The following is a 17,665-nucleotide window of genomic DNA, read 5'->3' as shown; positions in this document are numbered from 1 at the left end:
AGCAGCAACAGTGCATCATTATTAAACTGGTTTTAGACAAATAAACAAATGGTAAAAGCAATGACAGACAATAAAAAAGTAGGAATAAATCAAGAGGGTAAAGTTGATGATTTGGAGTTGGATATAAAATTTGAATGCCCTCCAGTGCGCACCAAGCGACATGTTTTTAGTTTGAATGTGAGCCGTAGGCGGATGAAAATTGCTAGAGACATTGCCTGTCTCACGCGCTCGGAAGCATCAACGGCATTAGGCTATGCCAATACCGCTATTATTTCTAAAATTGAGTCGGTGCAAACCATTAACAGAAAACTTCTATCCTTAGATTTGATTGTTAATGCTTCATGTGTTTATGGGGTGTCGGCTGATTACTTGTTGGGTATCTCAGATTATCCAGAGCGCGACCCTGAAACAGTTGAGCAGTTAGCGGTGTACACGGCTATACGACACAATTTAAATGATGCGTCTAAGGCACTCATGTTGCATGTGATTGGTAAAACGCAAGAGCAGTTGCACTCTGCCCGTACCCGAGAACTGATCAATCAAGGTATAGCCGTATTCAACTTATTTGATCGGCTGTATGAGTTAAACAATGAGAGTTTTGATCAGCATATGAGGGGTGGTGCAAAACTGTTGCAAAAGGTTAATGAAGCCAGACGATTGTTTGAAACCGCAGACCAAGCCATTAAGAAGGCCAAGCACATTGCACAGGCCAGAAGAAAAAGCTTTACGGCAGTGTTGGATGAAAGTGAGGAGCTGGGGGCTAATGAATAAGCGAGCAAGTAAAACCAAAAGCTCAAAGATCAAAGGGGCGGTCGGTGCACCGCTCAAGATTACTGATCAAGAAATTCAAGATGCCCTCATGTTGTACCGCGAGGAAATTTTGTCGCCTAATGCTCGGTTTGTCCAAGCCAACAAGATTGGTAACGCTGTTAGTTTTACGATGCCAACATTTGAACGCGCCGCATTGCGCTGTGGTCTCACGCGACAATATTTATATGAACGATGTTGTGCAAAGCATGAGGATGGTAGCCCTAAAAATGCCGAATTATCTGACAGCTATAAGGTGCTTAAAACCGCGATTTCGATGGTTTGGCTGGAGGCGGGTTTGTGCAAGGCTTTGAACCCTGCTATGGCGATGTTTGCCCTGTATGCCAATAAAATGTATGAGGAAGGGAATGGGATGCAAGTCCCTGCACAAATAGAGCAAAGCCATCTAAAAGCACAGCAAGAAGAATTGGACTCTGCCTATGAAGAAATACTGGCCGACTTGCGAGTGGAAAAGGAAGCCATGCGCCAACGTCGTTTGGCAATGTATGATCAGTCGGGTGTGATTGATGCGTAGTGGTTTTACACCTGTATTGCCCCTACAGCTAGACCCACGTTACATTTACACCGCGAAACGTTTTGCAAAAGATTTGACGCGTTTTGCGGTTGAGGTGTGTGGTCTGAAGGTTACGCATCAACAACGTGAGTTGTTCAATCATGCGCAAATGATTGGCTCACGTGTCAGTGTGGCATCGGGTCACGGCACAGGTAAAACCAAGTCATTCGGGATTATTGCGCTGTGGCATTTGACGATGTATCACGACTCCATCACCAATGTGGTTGCGCCAAACATCGCGCAGGTGCGCAAACAGGTATTCAAAGAGGTGGCCTTGTGTTTGTCGAGTATGCGACGTGGGCCGTATGCTTGGTTGGCCGAACACATTGAATTACTGGTGGACAGCATCCACATCAAGGGTAGTAAAGAGACTTGGCATGTATTGGCTAAAACCGCCCCCAAGGGTGCGCCAGAAAATCTGGCAGGATCGCACGCCAAACACCTTTTATTTCTTGTTGATGAAGCCTCTGGCGTGGATGATGCGCATTTCGGTGTCATGACTGGTGCGCTCACCGAAGAAAACAACCGCATGATTTTGGCAAGCCAGCCAACACGCAATACAGGCTTTTTCTATCGCACGCACCACGACTTGAGCATATTCCAAGGCGGTGCGTGGTATCCGCTCACCTTCAACTCCGAAGAGTCACCGCTGGTCACAGCGGAGTTTATCGCTGAGAAGAAAAAGCAGTACAGCATCGAGCAATACGACATCAAAGTGCGTGGACTGTTCCCAGATAAGAACGACGGCTATTTGATCGGTGCGAAAGAGGTGCGGGCAAGTTTTGGGCGCGATGTGTTGGGGGCACGTGATTGGGGCTGGATATTGCCGATTGATGTGGGCGGTGGGGATTACCGCGATAGCTCGGTCATGACGGTTGTGAAAGCATCAGGACATGGTTTATACGGCGATAATGCCCTACGCATTCAAATTGTCGATATTCCAGTCCTATCAAACACCATTGACCCGATAAAGTTCACAGGACAGGTGCACCACAAATCGTTGGAGCTGGCCGATGCGTCTACTTTGGTGGACTATGGGGGCATGGGCAATATCTTTTACAAGCAACTGCAAAATATGGACACCCCCAACCTTGAAAAGGTCGTGTGGGGGAATCCCTGTTTCAAACGAGAAAACAAGGAGTGTTTTATCAACCTACGCAGTCAAGCGATTGTGTCACTCTGTCGTGCCATCAAGGAAGGACGCTTCGGTATTGAACAATCGGTTATAGATCGCTACGGTGAGCGTATTGTGGGTGAGTTGACCCGCATTCCGTTCGATTACGATGAGAAAGCCCGTTATGCGGTCAAGAGTAAGAAAGAAATGCGCGGCATGGGTATTCCATCACCTGACATTGTTGATACGTTCGCTTTTCCGTTTTTGGAGGGCATTAACTACATCATCAATGATGCTGGCCGAGCCAATGGTGATGATATCCAGGTTCAAATGCTAAAAGCCGCAGCGGTAGAAGCTTTTTCTGATTTAAATTAGTCCAGCCATCCTAATGATGCTTCGCCTTTATTTACATTCCAAGCTAATTTTTGTAACTTGTCTTTTTCTTTATCATCTAAGGACAAGTAACGGAGCAAATTGAAGTTCTCGGGGGTGAAAAAACGTATGAGCTGCGATAGAGCTGTATTAAGTTGTTCAAAAACCATTTCAATGTTGTTAGCTTTAGTAATAAGCTTCCTAAGTTGGGGCGTGGTCAAACGTGCTGTATCGCAATCTAATATTTCTTTAATGTCTTTATCCAAATTTTCCCAATAGACATTTTGAAAATCAAACGCTATACCATCAAGCGATGTAAAGCTCCCAACATCAATCTGATAGTACCTGTGGTCTTCTCTTTTAGAGCGTGGATTTAGCTCGTGTAGCCGTTTGATTTCAGCAGGTTTTCGTTCTTTTTCTTCTTGTATAGTCAAATTGTTCCTGCGCGCTCGTTCTGATAAACGATTGAAAACGTCTTGCCCAATTGCCTTTCTTAGGTTGATTTTTGAGCGAACGGCCCAAGCAACACCATATGGGCGATTACTAAGCTCATCCAAACGTTTTAATAAGCTTTCTTTTTCTGCTTGAATTGAGAGTAGTTTGTTGATTTGTTGTAATCGCTCTCGTTTTTTCCTTTCTAAATCTCGGCTAATGACAAAATTTTCACCAAAATGAGTTCGTCCACAATCTTTACCGATGTTAGTTTCTCGCCCGTCCTCAATGAGTATCAAATATCCATGTTTGTGAGGGGTGTGACAACCCTTTAAATTGCAGGTGATTTTGTTTTGAAAAGTATAAGGGGCTAAGACTTCAATGAGCTTTGTTGTTTTGGAGTCAACATCATAAGTGAAGTTTTTGCGGTCAAATAAATCATTGGGAGAATTAATTTCTATCATCAGTTGCGTTTTTCCTTTTGGATTGAGAAGTTCGAAAATAATACCATTGAATTGCTAGAGTGTTTATAAATGGAAAATATTTTCTCAAAAACGGTGGTTTATGAGAATGAAGTGGAACAATCTGTGAGACATCCAAAATCAAAGGTTTGCCATTCTCATAAATGGTTCTTGAAATTAAATTATCAATAACCTATGATGCGGCGAGTTTTGAGAAAACAACTTCAAGGACAAGAAATGCTGATTGGATACGCCCGTGTCTCTACCCAAGACCAAAATCTACTACTGCAACATGAAGCCTTAAAACAGGTAAAGTGTGACCGTATCTTTGACGATATGGCCAGTGGCCGTAAAATCGAGCGAGAAGGTTTAAGCCGCGCTTTGGACGTGTTGCGCGAAGGTGATACGCTGGTGGTGTGGAAACTTGACAGATTGGGGCGCACTGTCAAGCAGTTGGTGGACTTGGTTACCGAACTGGCAAACAAAGGGATTCATTTTAGAAGTCTCACAGATTCAATTGATACCAGTACGCCAGCGGGGCGGTTCTTTTTTCACGTAATGGCAAGTCTGGCACAGATGGAGCGGGAATTGATGATTGAACGTACACAGGCTGGATTGCAGGCTGCCAAAAACATGGGGCGCATCGGTGGGCGTAGACGTAAGATGACGGACAGCAAAATCGAAATGGCTAAAAAGCTGCTCAATGACAACGTGCTGCCTGTGGACGTGGCACGAGAGTTGGGGGTGTCCGTGCCGACGTTATATCGGTGGTTGCCAGCCTCGGTTGTTGATGAATAGAGATAGATGCTGGAGGAGATATGGATAACGCATGGCATGTGTTTGCAAACGAAAGTCGTTTTAACAACGAAAAAGTAATTGTCACTGCTCGACAGGTCGGCACACGAGAAAACGCACGTAAAATGTGGCCTTTGGTTACAGTAGATGAACCGCCTGTACTCTTGACTTGGGTTAGCCCTGTGTTTGAAGGCAGTAAACTGCGCCGCCGTTCACACTTTCGCAAGCTGCCCAAAGCAAAATCAGTCAATGCAAAAACACACTTTGATGCTGAGGAACAAGTGCGTCGCAACCAAGTGGCGGAAAGTGAACGACATCGGAAAGCCAAAGAACTGATCATTGCGGAGTTACGTCATCGAGTTAAAACGGGTCTGGCAATGTCTTGGTCATTTAAGGATGAGGCCGCCTCTGATTTTCATCTGGAGGGCAATTTTCTATTGAATGCCGATCAGGTTGAGGGTGAATATCGCCTCAAAACGCAATTTGGTAGTGAATATCGACTGGACGTAGCGATATTGGCTCAACCGATAGCAGGTAGTGAGATTCCGCTGGTTTTGGGTGGGGTGGAAATTGAGTTGAACCATGATTTTGATGGTCGAAAAGCCCTACTCTGTAAATCTTTGGGATTTCCCCTAATCTCTGTGGATATTACAGGTATGCTCTTGGGGGAATTGACTGAGCAGTGGGCACGCAAGGCATTAAGCGAAACCACAAGTAAAAACACTACGGGCTGGCGACGCTCTTACGTGTATGTGCACGAAATTCTGTATCCTTTGTTCGTGCAGTTGCCATTGTTTGTCAACAAAGAGCAACGACATCAATATCTGATTTTTGCACCTGACTCCACCCTTGATAAGTTGTTGATGTACTTTCACAAAGTATCGAACAGCTTGGGTTATGAAAAGACGGATGTGGTCGTCAGCGTGATCAATGGTAAAAGCGAGCAAGCCCGTCTTATTTTAGAGAGAGTGGGTGAAATCACAGGAAGGGATTGGCACACATTCAACGCCAATCGGTGCATTCGTCTGGTATTGCCTCGTCCCTTAAGTGTGTCCGACAAGCAAACCCATTTACTACATTTCAAAATTATCACGGCCTTATTGGCGCGTCCCGATGTTTTGGTCGGTTATCAATACAAAAATACTGCGTTTAACGAATTCCCAGAGTCGAGTTTATGGATTCGCAAACAATATTTTCCTCAAGAAAATCGGAGTGAAACTTATCGTGTATTGCCAAAACGATTGTCAGAACCAGTGGGCAAGGTTTTGGACTTTGTCAACAGTCTTTCAAACGATAGAGAGGATTGAAAGAGTCACGATTGAAAGTACCTCGCTGAAAAGCCATACTCACTGAGTGCGTGATCGATAATAGATAAAAACCAAATACAACCTCAAATCAGCGGGGAAAAGGTCAACGTTTATTGCATAAAGTGCGTTTTATCGAGTAGGCAATAAAATGTTGCAAACAAAGCAAATACCTCAAAAAAGCGGGTGACAAGCTCAAGTTTTTGCGGGTACAATCAAATCGTGACGGTAAAAACACTGATAAAACAGTGCAAAATAACTGCAAAAGCACTTGTAAATAGCGGTTTATTTCGATAGAATCGCATCCCAGTTTCTCTCCGTGCGTACGCGTACGGATCCTGATACCCTGCGGTATCAGATTTTCCTGCATGGTACGCCATGCAGCCCCAACACCCTGCGGTGTTGGTCATTTCTCTCTATGTGGAAACACATAGACCCCGACACCTTGCGGTGTCGGTTTTATTTTGGGGGTCGGCTTTGACTACTGGAACGCGCGTGATGGTATTTGTGGATGGATTTAATCTCTATCACGCACTGGATGACCTGTGCAAAAACCTAACAAAAACCACAGCTATTAAGCACAATCATCTTAAATGGCTGGATTTGCACGGTCTATCTAGCGCATTTATTACCAAAGCGGATTCTTTGGCGGGAGTTTATTATTTCTCCGCCTATGCAACATGGCGACAAAACGGCTCATATCAGCGGCACCAAACTTATGTACAAGCCTTGCAGTCAAAAGGTGTTGCTGTTGTTTTGGGTAAGTTTAAAGAACGCCCCAATCAATGTAAAAAATGTGGGGCGCAGTGGATTAAGCACGAAGAAAAAGCAACCGATGTGAATATTGCCATCCATTTGGTGCAAGCTGCATACGCTGATAAATTTGATCGTGCTATTGTGATGACCGCAGACACGGATATTGTCCCTGCAATACGAATGGTCAAAAAATTATTTCCCAACAAGCAGGTGGATGTTGCTATCCCTGTGGGGCATACGGGAAAAACTGCCGAGTTGAGAATGGTATGCGATAACACCATAACAATGAAGCTCTCGCATTTTCAAAGAAATCGTTTACCTGAGACCTTCACAACAGCCAAAGGTACGACAGTCACTGTACCCGATGCTTATAAAATCAAGTAAAAAATCGAGTTGGTTTATTGAACTGATCGCAACAGTCCGTAAAATACGGGCTGTTTTTTATTTGTGCTTAACGCTCAAATTGGAAAATTCCCCGCCTGCCCTAAAAAAACCATGCGATATTCCCCGCATGAGTACCTCCCAAATATCCACCCAAGAAATAGAGCACATGGTTCGCCACTGGCTGAACACGCCCATGCACACCTATTTGGGTGATGATTACGGTTTTGACCGCTCGGCCTTGCTACTTAAAGCCAGTGACCAAATCGATGCAGACACCGTCATTGCCAAACTCAAGCGCGATGTGCCAGTGCTCGACATCTTGCCCAATGGCAGCATCAACTTATACGGAAGTCGCGATGGTTTGGATAAACTCACCTTCATTTTACAAATCGCCAATATTGCCATCGAGATTTAATGTATACAGCAGACGACTTTCAGAAAAAAATTCGTGACGCTTCACTTGCCAACGAAACTGTGGCCGCCTTGTACCATGCGGGCGACCCGCGCATCTATCGCTTTGAGCGTTCAGTGGCTCAAATGTTCGGCATGCTCAGTCAACAAATCGAAGTGGCCGCCATGGAGGTGTTTGAGAAATCCCGTGACACTACGGTACTGGCCGATGCCGCATTGAAGGGCTTGCTGTTCACCGCTGAACCCGCCATTATTCGCATCAAAGCTGACAACTTAGCACATGAAGATATAACCATCGGCACAGGCCGTCAGTTGATTGATGCCAATGGTATGGTTTGGTCGGTGCTCAATCCCGTCACAGTCCCTGCCACCGCACAAGGCGATGGCAACTTGTCGAGTGCCACATTCACTGCCATACAATCCACCACTGAGACCCAAACCTTCAACGTGACAGTTGGAGAGCCATTCTTTGAGCTGAAAGTCATTCCACCAGAGAATGATGCGTACATCAGTGAGTTGCGCGTCACAGTCAATGGCGCAGCCTATGCCAGCTCGTACCGCTTCAATGGTGTACAACCCGAAGACAAAGTATTCCACGTCATATCCAACGAATACGGTGACTTGCTCATCAAATTCGGTGACAGCAGTGTGATTGGCACCAGCATTGAGGCAGGCGATCAAATTCAGATACTTAAAACTTTGTGCTTTGGCGATGTGCGCCCAGAGCTGGGTAGCCCCGTGTCATTCGACTACATCCAAAGTCCGAACGAGTCTGCATTAAACCTCACTGTGGCCGCCATTGAAAGCCAAGGCGTGAATCCCGTGGACATTGCCACCTTGCGCGAGCTGTGTAAATACCCGAGTATCTACGATGAGAATGCAGTGTTTATGGGCGAGTTTGACGTGGCTGTGCGCAAACGGCTGCACCACCTGCCTTTTTTGTCGGTGTGGAATGAACAACGCGAAGAGTTAGCACGTGGTCCGAATCAGGACAACGTCAACGGCATGTTTATTTCACTGGTGTTGCCTGATGACAGCACACAAACGGTAGCCGATGCGTTCAATCAGGCCTGTACTATCATTGACAATGCCGATGCTTCATACCATTACACATACGTTGAACCCTTGGAAAGCGAAATCAACGTTCACATCGACATCGCTATTTCACGGGTGCACAACACCGATGTGGTAATTGACCAAATCAAAACCTTGCTCCTCAAAGCCTATGGTCGTGGCGCATTCGCCGTTAAGCGTGGCATGTTCATTCCCAAAAACAAAGATGTGCACGACATGCTTAAAAAAGGCATCCCCGCCTTGCAAGATGACGGGGCAGATTTCAGCTTAACGATAGAGGCACAAGGCGCGGTTCTACCCGAAATGTACCGCTACATGAGCAAAGACAGCGTCACCGTCAACGCCAGCCATGCCAACTACAACGATGGCGCATGGGGGCACTGATGCACGACAACCTACTTTCCCCCAAAGTATATGACAGTGACGAACGACAGCTCGACGAAGCCTTGCGCGACGTTGTCAGCCAAGTGTTTGAGGGCACACTGCGCACCAAAATCAACGATATTGACGTGTACGGCATGCCACACCTCGGACGCTTTGAAGTGGTCGAGCGGTTCGTTAAACGCGACGGCTTGACCTTGCTGCGCATCGATGATGAAGAACGCATGCGTTACTTGTTTAAGGCTTGGAAAGTCAAAAACCCCAAGCGTGGGCTGCATTTTCTGAGAACGTTTTTGCAACTGTTGTACCCCAATGAGTGGGCAGCCGATCAAATGTGGCAAGAGAAGAACAAACCCTATCCGTTACACCTTAAAACGGCCAATGAGATTAAGGGCAAACAAACCCGCTACTGGCTCACTTCACGTGTTCAGGTCAGTATCTCAGACTTGGCCGAGACAGGCGAATACCTCTTGCGTGTATTGCCTGCCCTGCGTTCGGTACTTGGTGCAAAGTTTGTGCTCATGATTGCCATCATGCGCCGCTTCGTCAACAGCAATGACAACGGTATTGGCTTGTACGGGGTGGCAAACTTATCAGCCTTGGACATGCGCACCGTCGATATGGTTTTACCAGCCCTTGCCAATGGCTTACAACTCGCAAACATTGCCCAGCATGCCCACGTGCACTTCATTCACATGGAACTTCACAAATGACCACAAAAACCAATCCAACCAAATCACAAGGTACATTAACCGCCATTAAACGCAGCGGCCTGATTCGCTTCAATGCCAAACAGCGCATGCGCACCTATCGCGGTCAAAGTCGTGACTTCAATATCCCTCGCTTGATGGATGCTGTCAACTCATCTGCCGTTCAGGAGCGCGTGCGCAAGGGCGACATGCAAGGCTACTACGGTCATTGGCCGCGTCGGGTGTTTGGCATGGAGCCCGAAGAGGGCGGCATTGTCGATGGCAAAGTGGTCACGCTTGAACCGTCACACCGCATCATTTACCTGCGTGGTTACGAGAATGGCGACATTGAACATGAAGTCGAGTTTTTAGACAATGAAGCAGGACGCACCGCCTATCAGAATCACATGGTCAACAGGGTGGGTGGGTTTTCGACGGTGATCAGTGGGCGTGGTGACAACTACTGTTTCCATGGCATGGATTTTGTGATGGAGCCGAATTTCAGCGGCAATCGGGCATTTGCCACATTGGACAGTGCGAGCCAAGCGGCATCCTACGATGTGGTTTGGCTTGATGGTGTCAATGAAGCCGATGATTTGAGCGAATCGCAAGCCATCCAAACCCTTAAAGCAGCCATGATGCAACTCAAAGAGCATAACAACCACCTGACGCAAGCCTTAAGCCTATCGAGCGAAACATTGGACAGCGTCATCACTGAACGGGACAAAGAAATAACCCCCAGCGAGTCCAGTCACTTGCACCCGATCAGTGCGCAGGCTATTGAGCAAAAGGTCAAAGCTTTTCTGTCACTGACATTGGACTCAGTGGTGGACAGTGAGCAGCAGCAAGAAACTCAACGACTGGCACGAGAACAAGACGCTTTGGCACAACGCATGATGTTTTAAGGTAAAGCACACAAATGGATCATCAAAGTTTAAAGGCGGGGGTGGTTGATTATGTCGCCCGATTTATTGAGCGTGAGTTGGTCGCCACCAGCAAACCACTGCGCACGTTCATGGCACGCCCCACCATTGCAGATAAGCTCGCTTTGGTGGATGGCCGCATGGTCGATCAAGCGGATCGCATGCTCAAAAGTTGGCGTGAGGCGGCCCATGAGGGTGGACAAAATGCCCCTTTGCCTGTGGTGCTCGTGGCAACCAGTAAGGACTACGCCAGCACCTCATTGAGTAGTGCACGTCCCATTGCCCAGCAAAAATACATGCACATTGACGGCAGCGGTAATCGAATGCACGTGCGTGTGGATAAAAACGACTTACGGGTACAGGTGGCATTCTTTTGTGCGGATGGTGACACCGCCTCGTCGATGGTCTCGCAATTCAAACTGTACTGCACGGACTTTAGACACCGTTACGCCTCGGCATACTTTGAGCATTTGGGTTATGCCTACGCATTTGCCATGCGGGTAGAGGACAGCAACCTGTTTGCCTCAAATGTCGCGGTGGGGGAACAAACCAACCTCACTGTCTTGGTGGTTGATTTAACCTTTAACTGTGAGATTCCGTACTTTAAACCTCCATCACCCGATGATGGGTTGACTCTGGTCAAGCATGTGGTGTTGGTCAAGCCAGATGAAGTGCAACGCCGTCATCATGTTTACACCACTACGCACAACAGCGATGCGTTTGTGTTCAACAGCACCGACCCCACACTTGAGACTGTGGGTTACATGGATCAGTTACCATGACAACGACCATTAAAACGCAATTGATTCAGGCCACGATGGTGGGTTATGCAGGTGCAAAGAATGGCGGTGCCACGATATATGCTTTACTCGACTTGAGCCACAACACGTTACACATACACGAACAAAAGCCACGAGCCGAAGCCCGTTTCAAAACCGCTGCTTTAATCAGTAATGACATAGCACTGACGCAATGTGATTTTTTATTTAAGGATAAGGACATCAAAGCAGCAGTAGATGCCTATTTTTACTATCAGAACAGTGGGCGGCTGACATTCAGTGACAGTACGGCAGGTACACGGCCAAACATTGAAACCCATGCGCTCACCGAGTCAGGGTTTGATGTAAGAATTTACGATGGAGTTACCTGTGCGCAAATGGCAGTACTTGCGGCTTGCTTGCAGGCACAAACCAGTCGTGAGATTATGAGAGCACTTAATGCGTTTGAAAAAACAAACGGTAGTGATGATTTGATCATCACTACCGTTTAGCAATTGGTGCGGAGAGGAGGAATCGAACCTCCTGCGTTCACTTTTGGCAAGAATATAAATCAATACAAATCAATATCTCGTCTGGGTTGGAAATTTATCTTACCAAAGCCTCCGCAGGAACGCCATTCCGCACCAAACACTTAATGCAATAAAACTGTTAAATGAATTTTTCATAATAACTCCTGTAATGATGAGTAACGAACCATAAACGGAAATTAGAACTTCCAACCCAAATGAGATTTCAACATGTACCTCAATATATCCTTGTAACTCCACCAAACCTGTCATGCCGATGTGATTTTTCACACGACTTAATTCAAAAAACTTTCACTCAATTTATCAGGTTTCACATTGTTTTGCAAATAAAGGCGTTGGGGTTTTGGAAAAATCCACCAGACCCTAAAAAATCCATGGCGATAATGTTTTTTTTTCAATAGAACAATCGCCCCATGGTCACAGCAGCCCCCACAACCAATGCCTTACGTCCCTTGATTACTCAAGCTGGATTAGCCAGTGCGGTTGGCCTTAACGGTCAGTCCGTACAGGTCAACATCACCCATATTTCTTACGGCACTGGTCAATACACACCGACAGGCCAAGAAACCGCCTTACGCTCAGAAAAAATCCGTGTCCCGATTGCGGGTGGCACTAAAGTCAGCCCGACCGCTCATCAAGTCTATGCGGCGGGATTGCGTGCGCCAGCAGGTGCACCATGGTTTGCCTATGAAGTGGGGTTTTGGGCGGGCGATGTTCTGTTTGCGGTCTATGCCAACGTTAGCGCACCAGTCATTTACATCAGCGACACCGTTGATGTGGTTGGCGCGTATCTACTCGGCACCAGTGCATTGCCCAACGATGCGATCAGCGTTGTGGTTGATCCGAATGCGGCGAGTGTTTTTAATATCCTCGCTCAATTGCCTCTGGTGCGCTATGACTTGCAAGCCCTCTCACCAGTCCAACAAACTCAGGTACAAAAAAACTTAGGCTTAGATCAGCTTTTTGCCAAGTTCTCTGATGTCGGAGCCAATAATAATCTGTTGACCAATGGCGGCATGGACATCTGGCAGGAGAACACCAACTTTAATATCCCTAAAGTCACTTTACCGTACACCGCTGATTGTTTTGTGGTGCATGGCGGACGTGCCACCGATACGGGAGGTATCAATGTGGTGATGGCGCGTTGGCCAACTTCACCCTCGCATTACGGCGCGGTTTCACATGGGATTGATGATGATTTGCCGCGTGGCGTTGATCGGTTTATGGCCTGTTATCGGGGTGGGGCAGGTCTGGTCAGTATTCAAAACCGCTCTTTACAGAATTACTACACCTACGCAGGGCGACGGGTGGTGTTTTCTCTTTATGCTCGAATTGCGGGCTACAACGGCCAAGCCTACAACGTCACAGACCATTTGCCAGAAGAAGGGCCAACCTTACCATGTCAATTGGGGGTGCAGCGCGTGGTCAGTCAGACGGGTTCGGGAAGCATTATCAAAACGGCAGAAATCACACCGTACTGGAAGCGAATTTACGTGGTGCTCGATATTCCTGCACCTGATGAGGTTAATTTTCCACTGTCTATCCCCAAAGAGCGCAGCTATGCAGGGATGTTTTTCCAAGTCAACTCAGCAGCGTCGATTGAAATTCACACCACCGCATGGAAAGTCGAAGACTGCTTGTACCCAAGTGATTTCCCCATTGAGAACATCAAGCCGAGTCCTTGGTTGCCCAAACCATTCAGTGCCGAGTTGATGGAGTGCCAGCGGTATTACTGCAAAAGCTATCCCACCTATGTACCTGTTGGCACTCCGTTTACTGACCATTTTCAGGCGTCTGGTTTCAAACGCACCATGAACGATATGGGCGACCAGATGATCAACACCATCTCCACACAGTTTCCGATAGAGATGATTTCTAAACCAGCCATCACGATTTACAACGCGGTATCAGGCACTGCCAACAATGCGGGTTTGGTCACCAGTGCAGCAAATCCGACATTTGCAGTAGCGGGCATAGAGTGGGGGGTGAAAGGCATTCATAGCATTCACTTTAACGGCTACACCTCCAACATCGCCCTTGAGTTTCATTATTCAGCCAACGCTCGACTGTAAAAAAGGAAAACACATGCACGCGACTTACAGCACCGCCAATAACCCACCCACCGAAAACGCTGCCATCGACACAGACAAACCGCATTACCAATTCATGCGCAACCTCAGCACAGGGGCATTGGATGTGGTGCACAACTTAATGACAGGCGCATTTGTGCCACTGGATGTGCCCAGCCCTTTACTCGATGCGTACACAAGCTATGTCGCCATGGGTGGCAAAGTTTTGGATGAACAAAGTGTTTCAGCAGCCGAGCAGTTGAGCACAGCCAAAACCCAAAAACTGGCTGAAGTGGCGCAAGCCGCACAAGACTTTATCGACAACGCAGTACAAGATCCCGCTCCACGGGTTGAGCGAGACACTTACCACTTACAAGCGGCAGAGGCTGAAAGCTGGGCATTGGACAACAACAACCCCACACCCTTGCTTGAAGGCATTGCTGCTGCCCGCAACATTGACTTGAACGAGTTACGACAACGCACCCTCGATAAGTCACGCGCATGGCAAGCCCTATGCGCCAGTGTCATCGGTCAACGTCAAGCATTTGAGGATCAAATCAAGCAAGCCACTGACATTGATCATGTGATCAACATCGTGCCTGTGTTCCACCTGCCCACTTTAGGATAATCATGTTTCCATTGCCAGAGTCATCAACGCCACATTCATCAACAGCAACCTCTTCAAGCCAACCAATCAATCGCGTCTACTTTGGTGACTGTCGCACCTCCATGCAACAAATGGTCGAACAAGGCGTCAAGGTACAAACCTGTGTGACCTCACCGCCGTACTTCGGGCTGCGTGATTACGGTCATGGTGGGCAAATTGGGCTGGAGTCAACCGTCGATGAATACGTTAATCATCTGGTTGAGGTGTTTCGTTTGGTACGCGAGCTGCTCACCGAGGATGGCACGCTGTGGCTCAATTTGGGAGACAGCTACAACGGCAGTGGCAAGGGTGGCACAAACCCTGAATATCAGAAGCGTCACCAAGCCTTTGGTAAGCACTTAGAGGTTGGGCGACACGGCAAACCTGTGCACCTTAAAAACCTCAAACCCAAAGACTTGATTGGCATTCCTTGGCGGGTGGCATTTGCGTTGCAGGCCGATGGTTGGTTTTTACGGCAAGACATCATTTGGGCAAAAAACAACCCGATGCCTGAGTCTGTCAAAGACCGCTGCACCAAATCACACGAGTATGTATTCTTACTCAGTAAAAACAAACACTATTACTTTGACCACAACGCGATTTTAGAGCCCGCCGCTTACGATGGCCGCAAAGACACGCTCATGAAAGGCAGTGCCAAATATGAAGGCCATCAGTTGCCCAATCAAACGAGACAGAGTTTCCATGCGAGAGGTTCTGCGCGTTGGCAGCGCAATGAGAGTGGGGCGTTCTTGCGCAACAAGCGCAGCGTGTGGACGGTATCCACTAAGCCTTTTAACGGTAAAAAGCTGTTGACCGATTATGTGGGTAGCGACGGCAAAGCCTATACCGCATCGAGACATTGCATGGCGCACCAACACCTCTCACGCCAGAAGTGGGGGCGTAAAAAAAGTAACCCCACGCTACCTGTACCGCCACACAGCGCAGATTGTCTGTGTCAGGAGGTCAGCGTGGATCATTTTGCGGTGTATCCGCCTGCACTGATTGAGCCGTGTATTTTGGCGGGCAGTCGCGTGGGGGATGTCGTGCTTGATCCATTCTTTGGCAGCGGCACCACAGGGGTGGTGGCCCAACAGCATGGCCGCCAGTGGCTGGGCTGCGAGCTCAATGAAACATACGCCGCACTGCAACAGGCCAGATTGAGTGATGGGCCAATCTTAGAGCCAGAGCTATGTTGATTGAGTCGAACAGCATGGCCTGTGCACACTTCGTCAAACTGGTGCGTGATTTCTCCGTGCGGGTCAAACCGTGGCAGCCTGCGATTCGCTATCAAACCAAACCCGATGAACGGCACGACTTAACGCTGGTGTCGCGCCGTGTCTATGGTATTCCTGATGAGTTTTTAACCGTGATGGCCGCAGCGGGTTTGAACAGTGTAGAAACCCCCATGAGTGAGCGGGTGTTGGTTTTACCCACACCACAAAAACTGCGCGAGCTTAAAAACCTTGCGCAATTCGACAACTTACCCGCATCACGAGGCTTTCATGGGCAACATCGTTAAACAAACCCGTACTCCTGCACTTCGTACCCCGCTCACCAAAATCGCAGGCACGGCCAAAGAAGCCCAACAGCGAGCCAAGTTGGACTCTGAGCGGCGCAAAAAGGCGGTGGGCATTCTCGCCCCCGAAGTCATTGCTCATGGACGCGACACGAGCGGTCACGACAAATCAGCCAATGGTAAACCTGTCAACAGCAGCCACACAGCCTATCATCTTTTAATGACCACCTTGGATGGACAACCACGCAGGATCACGGCAGGTGATTTGGCACGGTTCACTGACCATGTTAAACGGGTGGGCAAGCAGTTCAAGGGCGGTATCACCGCCCAGCAAACCATCAACTTATCGGCAGGGATTGACCGCAAACGTGCCAATGAGCACATCAAGTGGGCGATGTTTGCAGGCGCACGGGGCAGTGTATTTCGTTTTGTGACATCGGCCAGTGGCCGAACCAAAGGCGTGCATCGGCATTTTGTGGAAGTTGATTTTTTGGAGTTTGCCAGCGCGGTGGCCTCCCCCATGACCGCTCCAGCGGCAGCACTGCGCATGAGCCGTGGTCACTTGCGGTTTAACTGTGACTGCGGGCGACACACGTTCTGGTATCGCTACATTGCCAGCATTGGTGGTTTTGCCTTGGGGCGCATTGAGACGGGTTTTCCTAAAATCCGCAACCCCAAGCTCAATGGGGTGGCCTGTAAACATGCGCTACGGGTCATGCACATGATCACGACCAAAGACACCACCACTTTGCAGGCCATCAGCAAGGCGATTGATGCCCAGCGCATCGGTAAAAACACGGTCAGCGTGACACAAAAGCAGGCCGACGATCATGCCAAGGCCATTGAAGACAACCATGCCACCATTCTCACCAGCACAGAAAAACTGTCCCCGACCCGTTTACTTAGCAAGGTTGGCCAAGCCTTGCAATTGACCAACAACAAGGAGCGCATGGCCGCCGAGAAAGGCCTATCGGTCATGCAAAAACTCGGTGTGATCAGTGGCGGCATGGCACAAAAGCTGCTCCATAAAATTAAGGGCCGTTTATGAACCGACATACAAGCCTTGGCATTCAAGCCAGCCTTGCCAAACAAATGCGCCAAATCACCCTCAACCATCCGAGCCGTGTGGATGTCTTGTGTTTCCGAAAAGTGTTTGATGGTGTAGCACAGGGCGAAGAGCCGACAGTGGCAAGGGTGCGTGTTTTGGGTGGTCATCGGGATGCCGCAGATTACGACTGGTTGCCTTTGGGTGAGGGCGGTATGTTGTTCACGGTTGAGTCATTCGGTCATGACAATGGTGTGGGGGCGGGTGTGTTTGTCAACGACGAGCGACAAGGCATTTATGCCCTCATTGAGCCGATAGAGGTGGACAGTTTCACCATTCAAAAATCTGATGTGGTCTATGTTGTGTTTGATGGCGGGGTGGGCTTGGCGTATGAGGTGGTTGAACGGCAATCCCCCATGGGCTTTCCCAATGGTTTGGCTGCTTGTAAGTACCTACTCAATCGCCGCGATGATTTGGACTGCATCGACGCATTTCCTCAGTAAGGCTGTCCGAAACAATCTGCCAAGATGAGCCAACAACACCGTCCGTGGAAAAATCCACGGGCGGTGTTTTTTTGCCCTTTTATGATGGTGTGGTTAAACAATC

General features: G+C 48.2%; 19 protein-coding genes and 1 tRNA gene. 18 read left to right on the top strand and 2 right to left on the bottom strand.

Annotated elements, in window-relative coordinates; translation table 11 throughout:
• The first annotated feature begins 60 nt into the window (after positions 1-60).
• Genes IE082_RS09750 through IE082_RS09740 form a run of 3 tightly spaced genes read left to right on the top strand, consistent with a single transcriptional unit; the run spans position 61 to position 2,870 of the window.
• The gene (locus tag IE082_RS09750; protein ID WP_189493731.1) at positions 61-771 is read left to right on the top strand and encodes a hypothetical protein; all 711 of its coding nucleotides are present in this window, start codon (positions 61-63) and stop codon (positions 769-771) included.
• Entirely contained in the window at positions 764-1,342 is a 579-nt protein-coding gene (locus IE082_RS09745; RefSeq protein WP_189493730.1) for a hypothetical protein, read from the top strand. The genes IE082_RS09750 and IE082_RS09745 overlap by 8 nt, the downstream gene beginning before the upstream one ends.
• Positions 1,335-2,870: a hypothetical protein gene (locus tag IE082_RS09740; RefSeq protein WP_189493729.1), complete on the top strand. Its 1,536-nt coding sequence runs from the start codon at positions 1,335-1,337 to the stop codon at positions 2,868-2,870. Before IE082_RS09745 ends, IE082_RS09740 begins: the two co-directional genes overlap by 8 nt.
• Here IE082_RS09740 and IE082_RS09735 read toward each other — a convergent pair.
• Complete coding sequence (locus IE082_RS09735; protein ID WP_189493728.1) at positions 2,867-3,763, bottom strand: hypothetical protein; 897 nt, start codon at positions 3,761-3,763, stop codon at positions 2,867-2,869. The genes IE082_RS09740 and IE082_RS09735 overlap by 4 nt on opposite strands.
• Positions 3,764-3,997: 234 nt before the next feature.
• On the opposite strand from IE082_RS09735, the gene IE082_RS09730 reads away from it, so the two are divergent.
• From IE082_RS09730 to IE082_RS09690, 9 genes are all read left to right on the top strand, one after another.
• Positions 3,998-4,558, top strand: coding sequence for a recombinase family protein (locus tag IE082_RS09730; protein WP_189493727.1), 561 nt, complete (start codon positions 3,998-4,000; stop codon positions 4,556-4,558).
• 20 nt (positions 4,559-4,578) lie between these two features.
• A complete protein-coding gene (locus tag IE082_RS09725; RefSeq protein ID WP_189493726.1) occupies positions 4,579-5,862 on the top strand; it encodes a hypothetical protein in 1,284 nt (427 codons plus the stop codon).
• A gap of 375 nt (positions 5,863-6,237) precedes the next feature.
• Entirely contained in the window at positions 6,238-6,999 is a 762-nt protein-coding gene (locus IE082_RS09720) for an NYN domain-containing protein (RefSeq protein ID WP_189493725.1), read from the top strand.
• Between the two features lie 127 nt (positions 7,000-7,126).
• Positions 7,127-7,414, top strand: coding sequence for a hypothetical protein (locus IE082_RS09715; protein WP_189493724.1), 288 nt, complete (start codon positions 7,127-7,129; stop codon positions 7,412-7,414).
• A complete protein-coding gene (locus IE082_RS09710; protein WP_189493723.1) occupies positions 7,414-8,868 on the top strand; it encodes a hypothetical protein in 1,455 nt (484 codons plus the stop codon). Before IE082_RS09715 ends, IE082_RS09710 begins: the two co-directional genes overlap by 1 nt.
• Positions 8,868-9,578, top strand: coding sequence for a hypothetical protein (locus IE082_RS09705; RefSeq protein WP_189493722.1), 711 nt, complete (start codon positions 8,868-8,870; stop codon positions 9,576-9,578). The genes IE082_RS09710 and IE082_RS09705 overlap by 1 nt, the downstream gene beginning before the upstream one ends.
• On the top strand, positions 9,575-10,459 hold the full coding sequence (locus IE082_RS09700) for a hypothetical protein (RefSeq protein ID WP_189493721.1): 885 nt from the start codon (positions 9,575-9,577) through the stop codon (positions 10,457-10,459). Before IE082_RS09705 ends, IE082_RS09700 begins: the two co-directional genes overlap by 4 nt.
• Before the next feature lie 14 nt (positions 10,460-10,473).
• Positions 10,474-11,259, top strand: coding sequence for a hypothetical protein (locus IE082_RS09695; RefSeq protein WP_189493720.1), 786 nt, complete (start codon positions 10,474-10,476; stop codon positions 11,257-11,259).
• Positions 11,256-11,747, top strand: a complete 492-nt coding sequence (locus IE082_RS09690) for a hypothetical protein (protein ID WP_189493719.1) — start codon at positions 11,256-11,258, stop codon at positions 11,745-11,747. The genes IE082_RS09695 and IE082_RS09690 overlap by 4 nt, the downstream gene beginning before the upstream one ends.
• A gap of 4 nt (positions 11,748-11,751) precedes the next feature.
• On the opposite strand, the gene IE082_RS09685 is transcribed toward IE082_RS09690, so the two are convergent.
• Positions 11,752-11,862, bottom strand: a tRNA-OTHER gene (locus IE082_RS09685).
• A gap of 334 nt (positions 11,863-12,196) precedes the next feature.
• Between IE082_RS09685 and IE082_RS09680 the strand changes: the two genes are divergently transcribed.
• Genes IE082_RS09680 through IE082_RS09655 form a run of 6 tightly spaced genes read left to right on the top strand, consistent with a single transcriptional unit; the run spans position 12,197 to position 17,562 of the window.
• Positions 12,197-13,855, top strand: a complete 1,659-nt coding sequence (locus IE082_RS09680) for a hypothetical protein (RefSeq protein WP_189493718.1) — start codon at positions 12,197-12,199, stop codon at positions 13,853-13,855.
• Between the two features lie 13 nt (positions 13,856-13,868).
• Complete coding sequence (locus IE082_RS09675) at positions 13,869-14,480, top strand: HI_1402-related protein (RefSeq protein WP_189493717.1); 612 nt, start codon at positions 13,869-13,871, stop codon at positions 14,478-14,480.
• A gap of 2 nt (positions 14,481-14,482) precedes the next feature.
• Positions 14,483-15,694 (top strand): DNA-methyltransferase, encoded by a 1,212-nt coding sequence (locus IE082_RS09670; RefSeq protein WP_229809811.1) that lies wholly within the window; start codon positions 14,483-14,485, stop codon positions 15,692-15,694.
• Entirely contained in the window at positions 15,688-16,017 is a 330-nt protein-coding gene (locus tag IE082_RS09665) for a hypothetical protein (RefSeq protein ID WP_229809810.1), read from the top strand. Before IE082_RS09670 ends, IE082_RS09665 begins: the two co-directional genes overlap by 7 nt.
• Positions 16,001-17,062: a hypothetical protein gene (locus tag IE082_RS09660; protein WP_189493716.1), complete on the top strand. Its 1,062-nt coding sequence runs from the start codon at positions 16,001-16,003 to the stop codon at positions 17,060-17,062. The genes IE082_RS09665 and IE082_RS09660 overlap by 17 nt, the downstream gene beginning before the upstream one ends.
• Positions 17,059-17,562 carry a hypothetical protein gene (locus IE082_RS09655; RefSeq protein ID WP_189493715.1) on the top strand — a complete coding sequence of 168 codons (504 nt, stop codon included), beginning with the start codon at positions 17,059-17,061 and terminating at the stop codon, positions 17,560-17,562. The genes IE082_RS09660 and IE082_RS09655 overlap by 4 nt, the downstream gene beginning before the upstream one ends.
• Positions 17,563-17,665: the final 103 nt, after the last annotated feature.

Source organism: Formosimonas limnophila, assembly GCF_014652675.1.
Classification (GTDB): Bacteria; Pseudomonadota; Gammaproteobacteria; order Burkholderiales; family Burkholderiaceae; genus Hydromonas; species Hydromonas limnophila.
The sequence above is the reverse complement of the archived record's forward strand: the minus strand, read 5'-3'. Positions and strand labels throughout refer to the sequence as shown.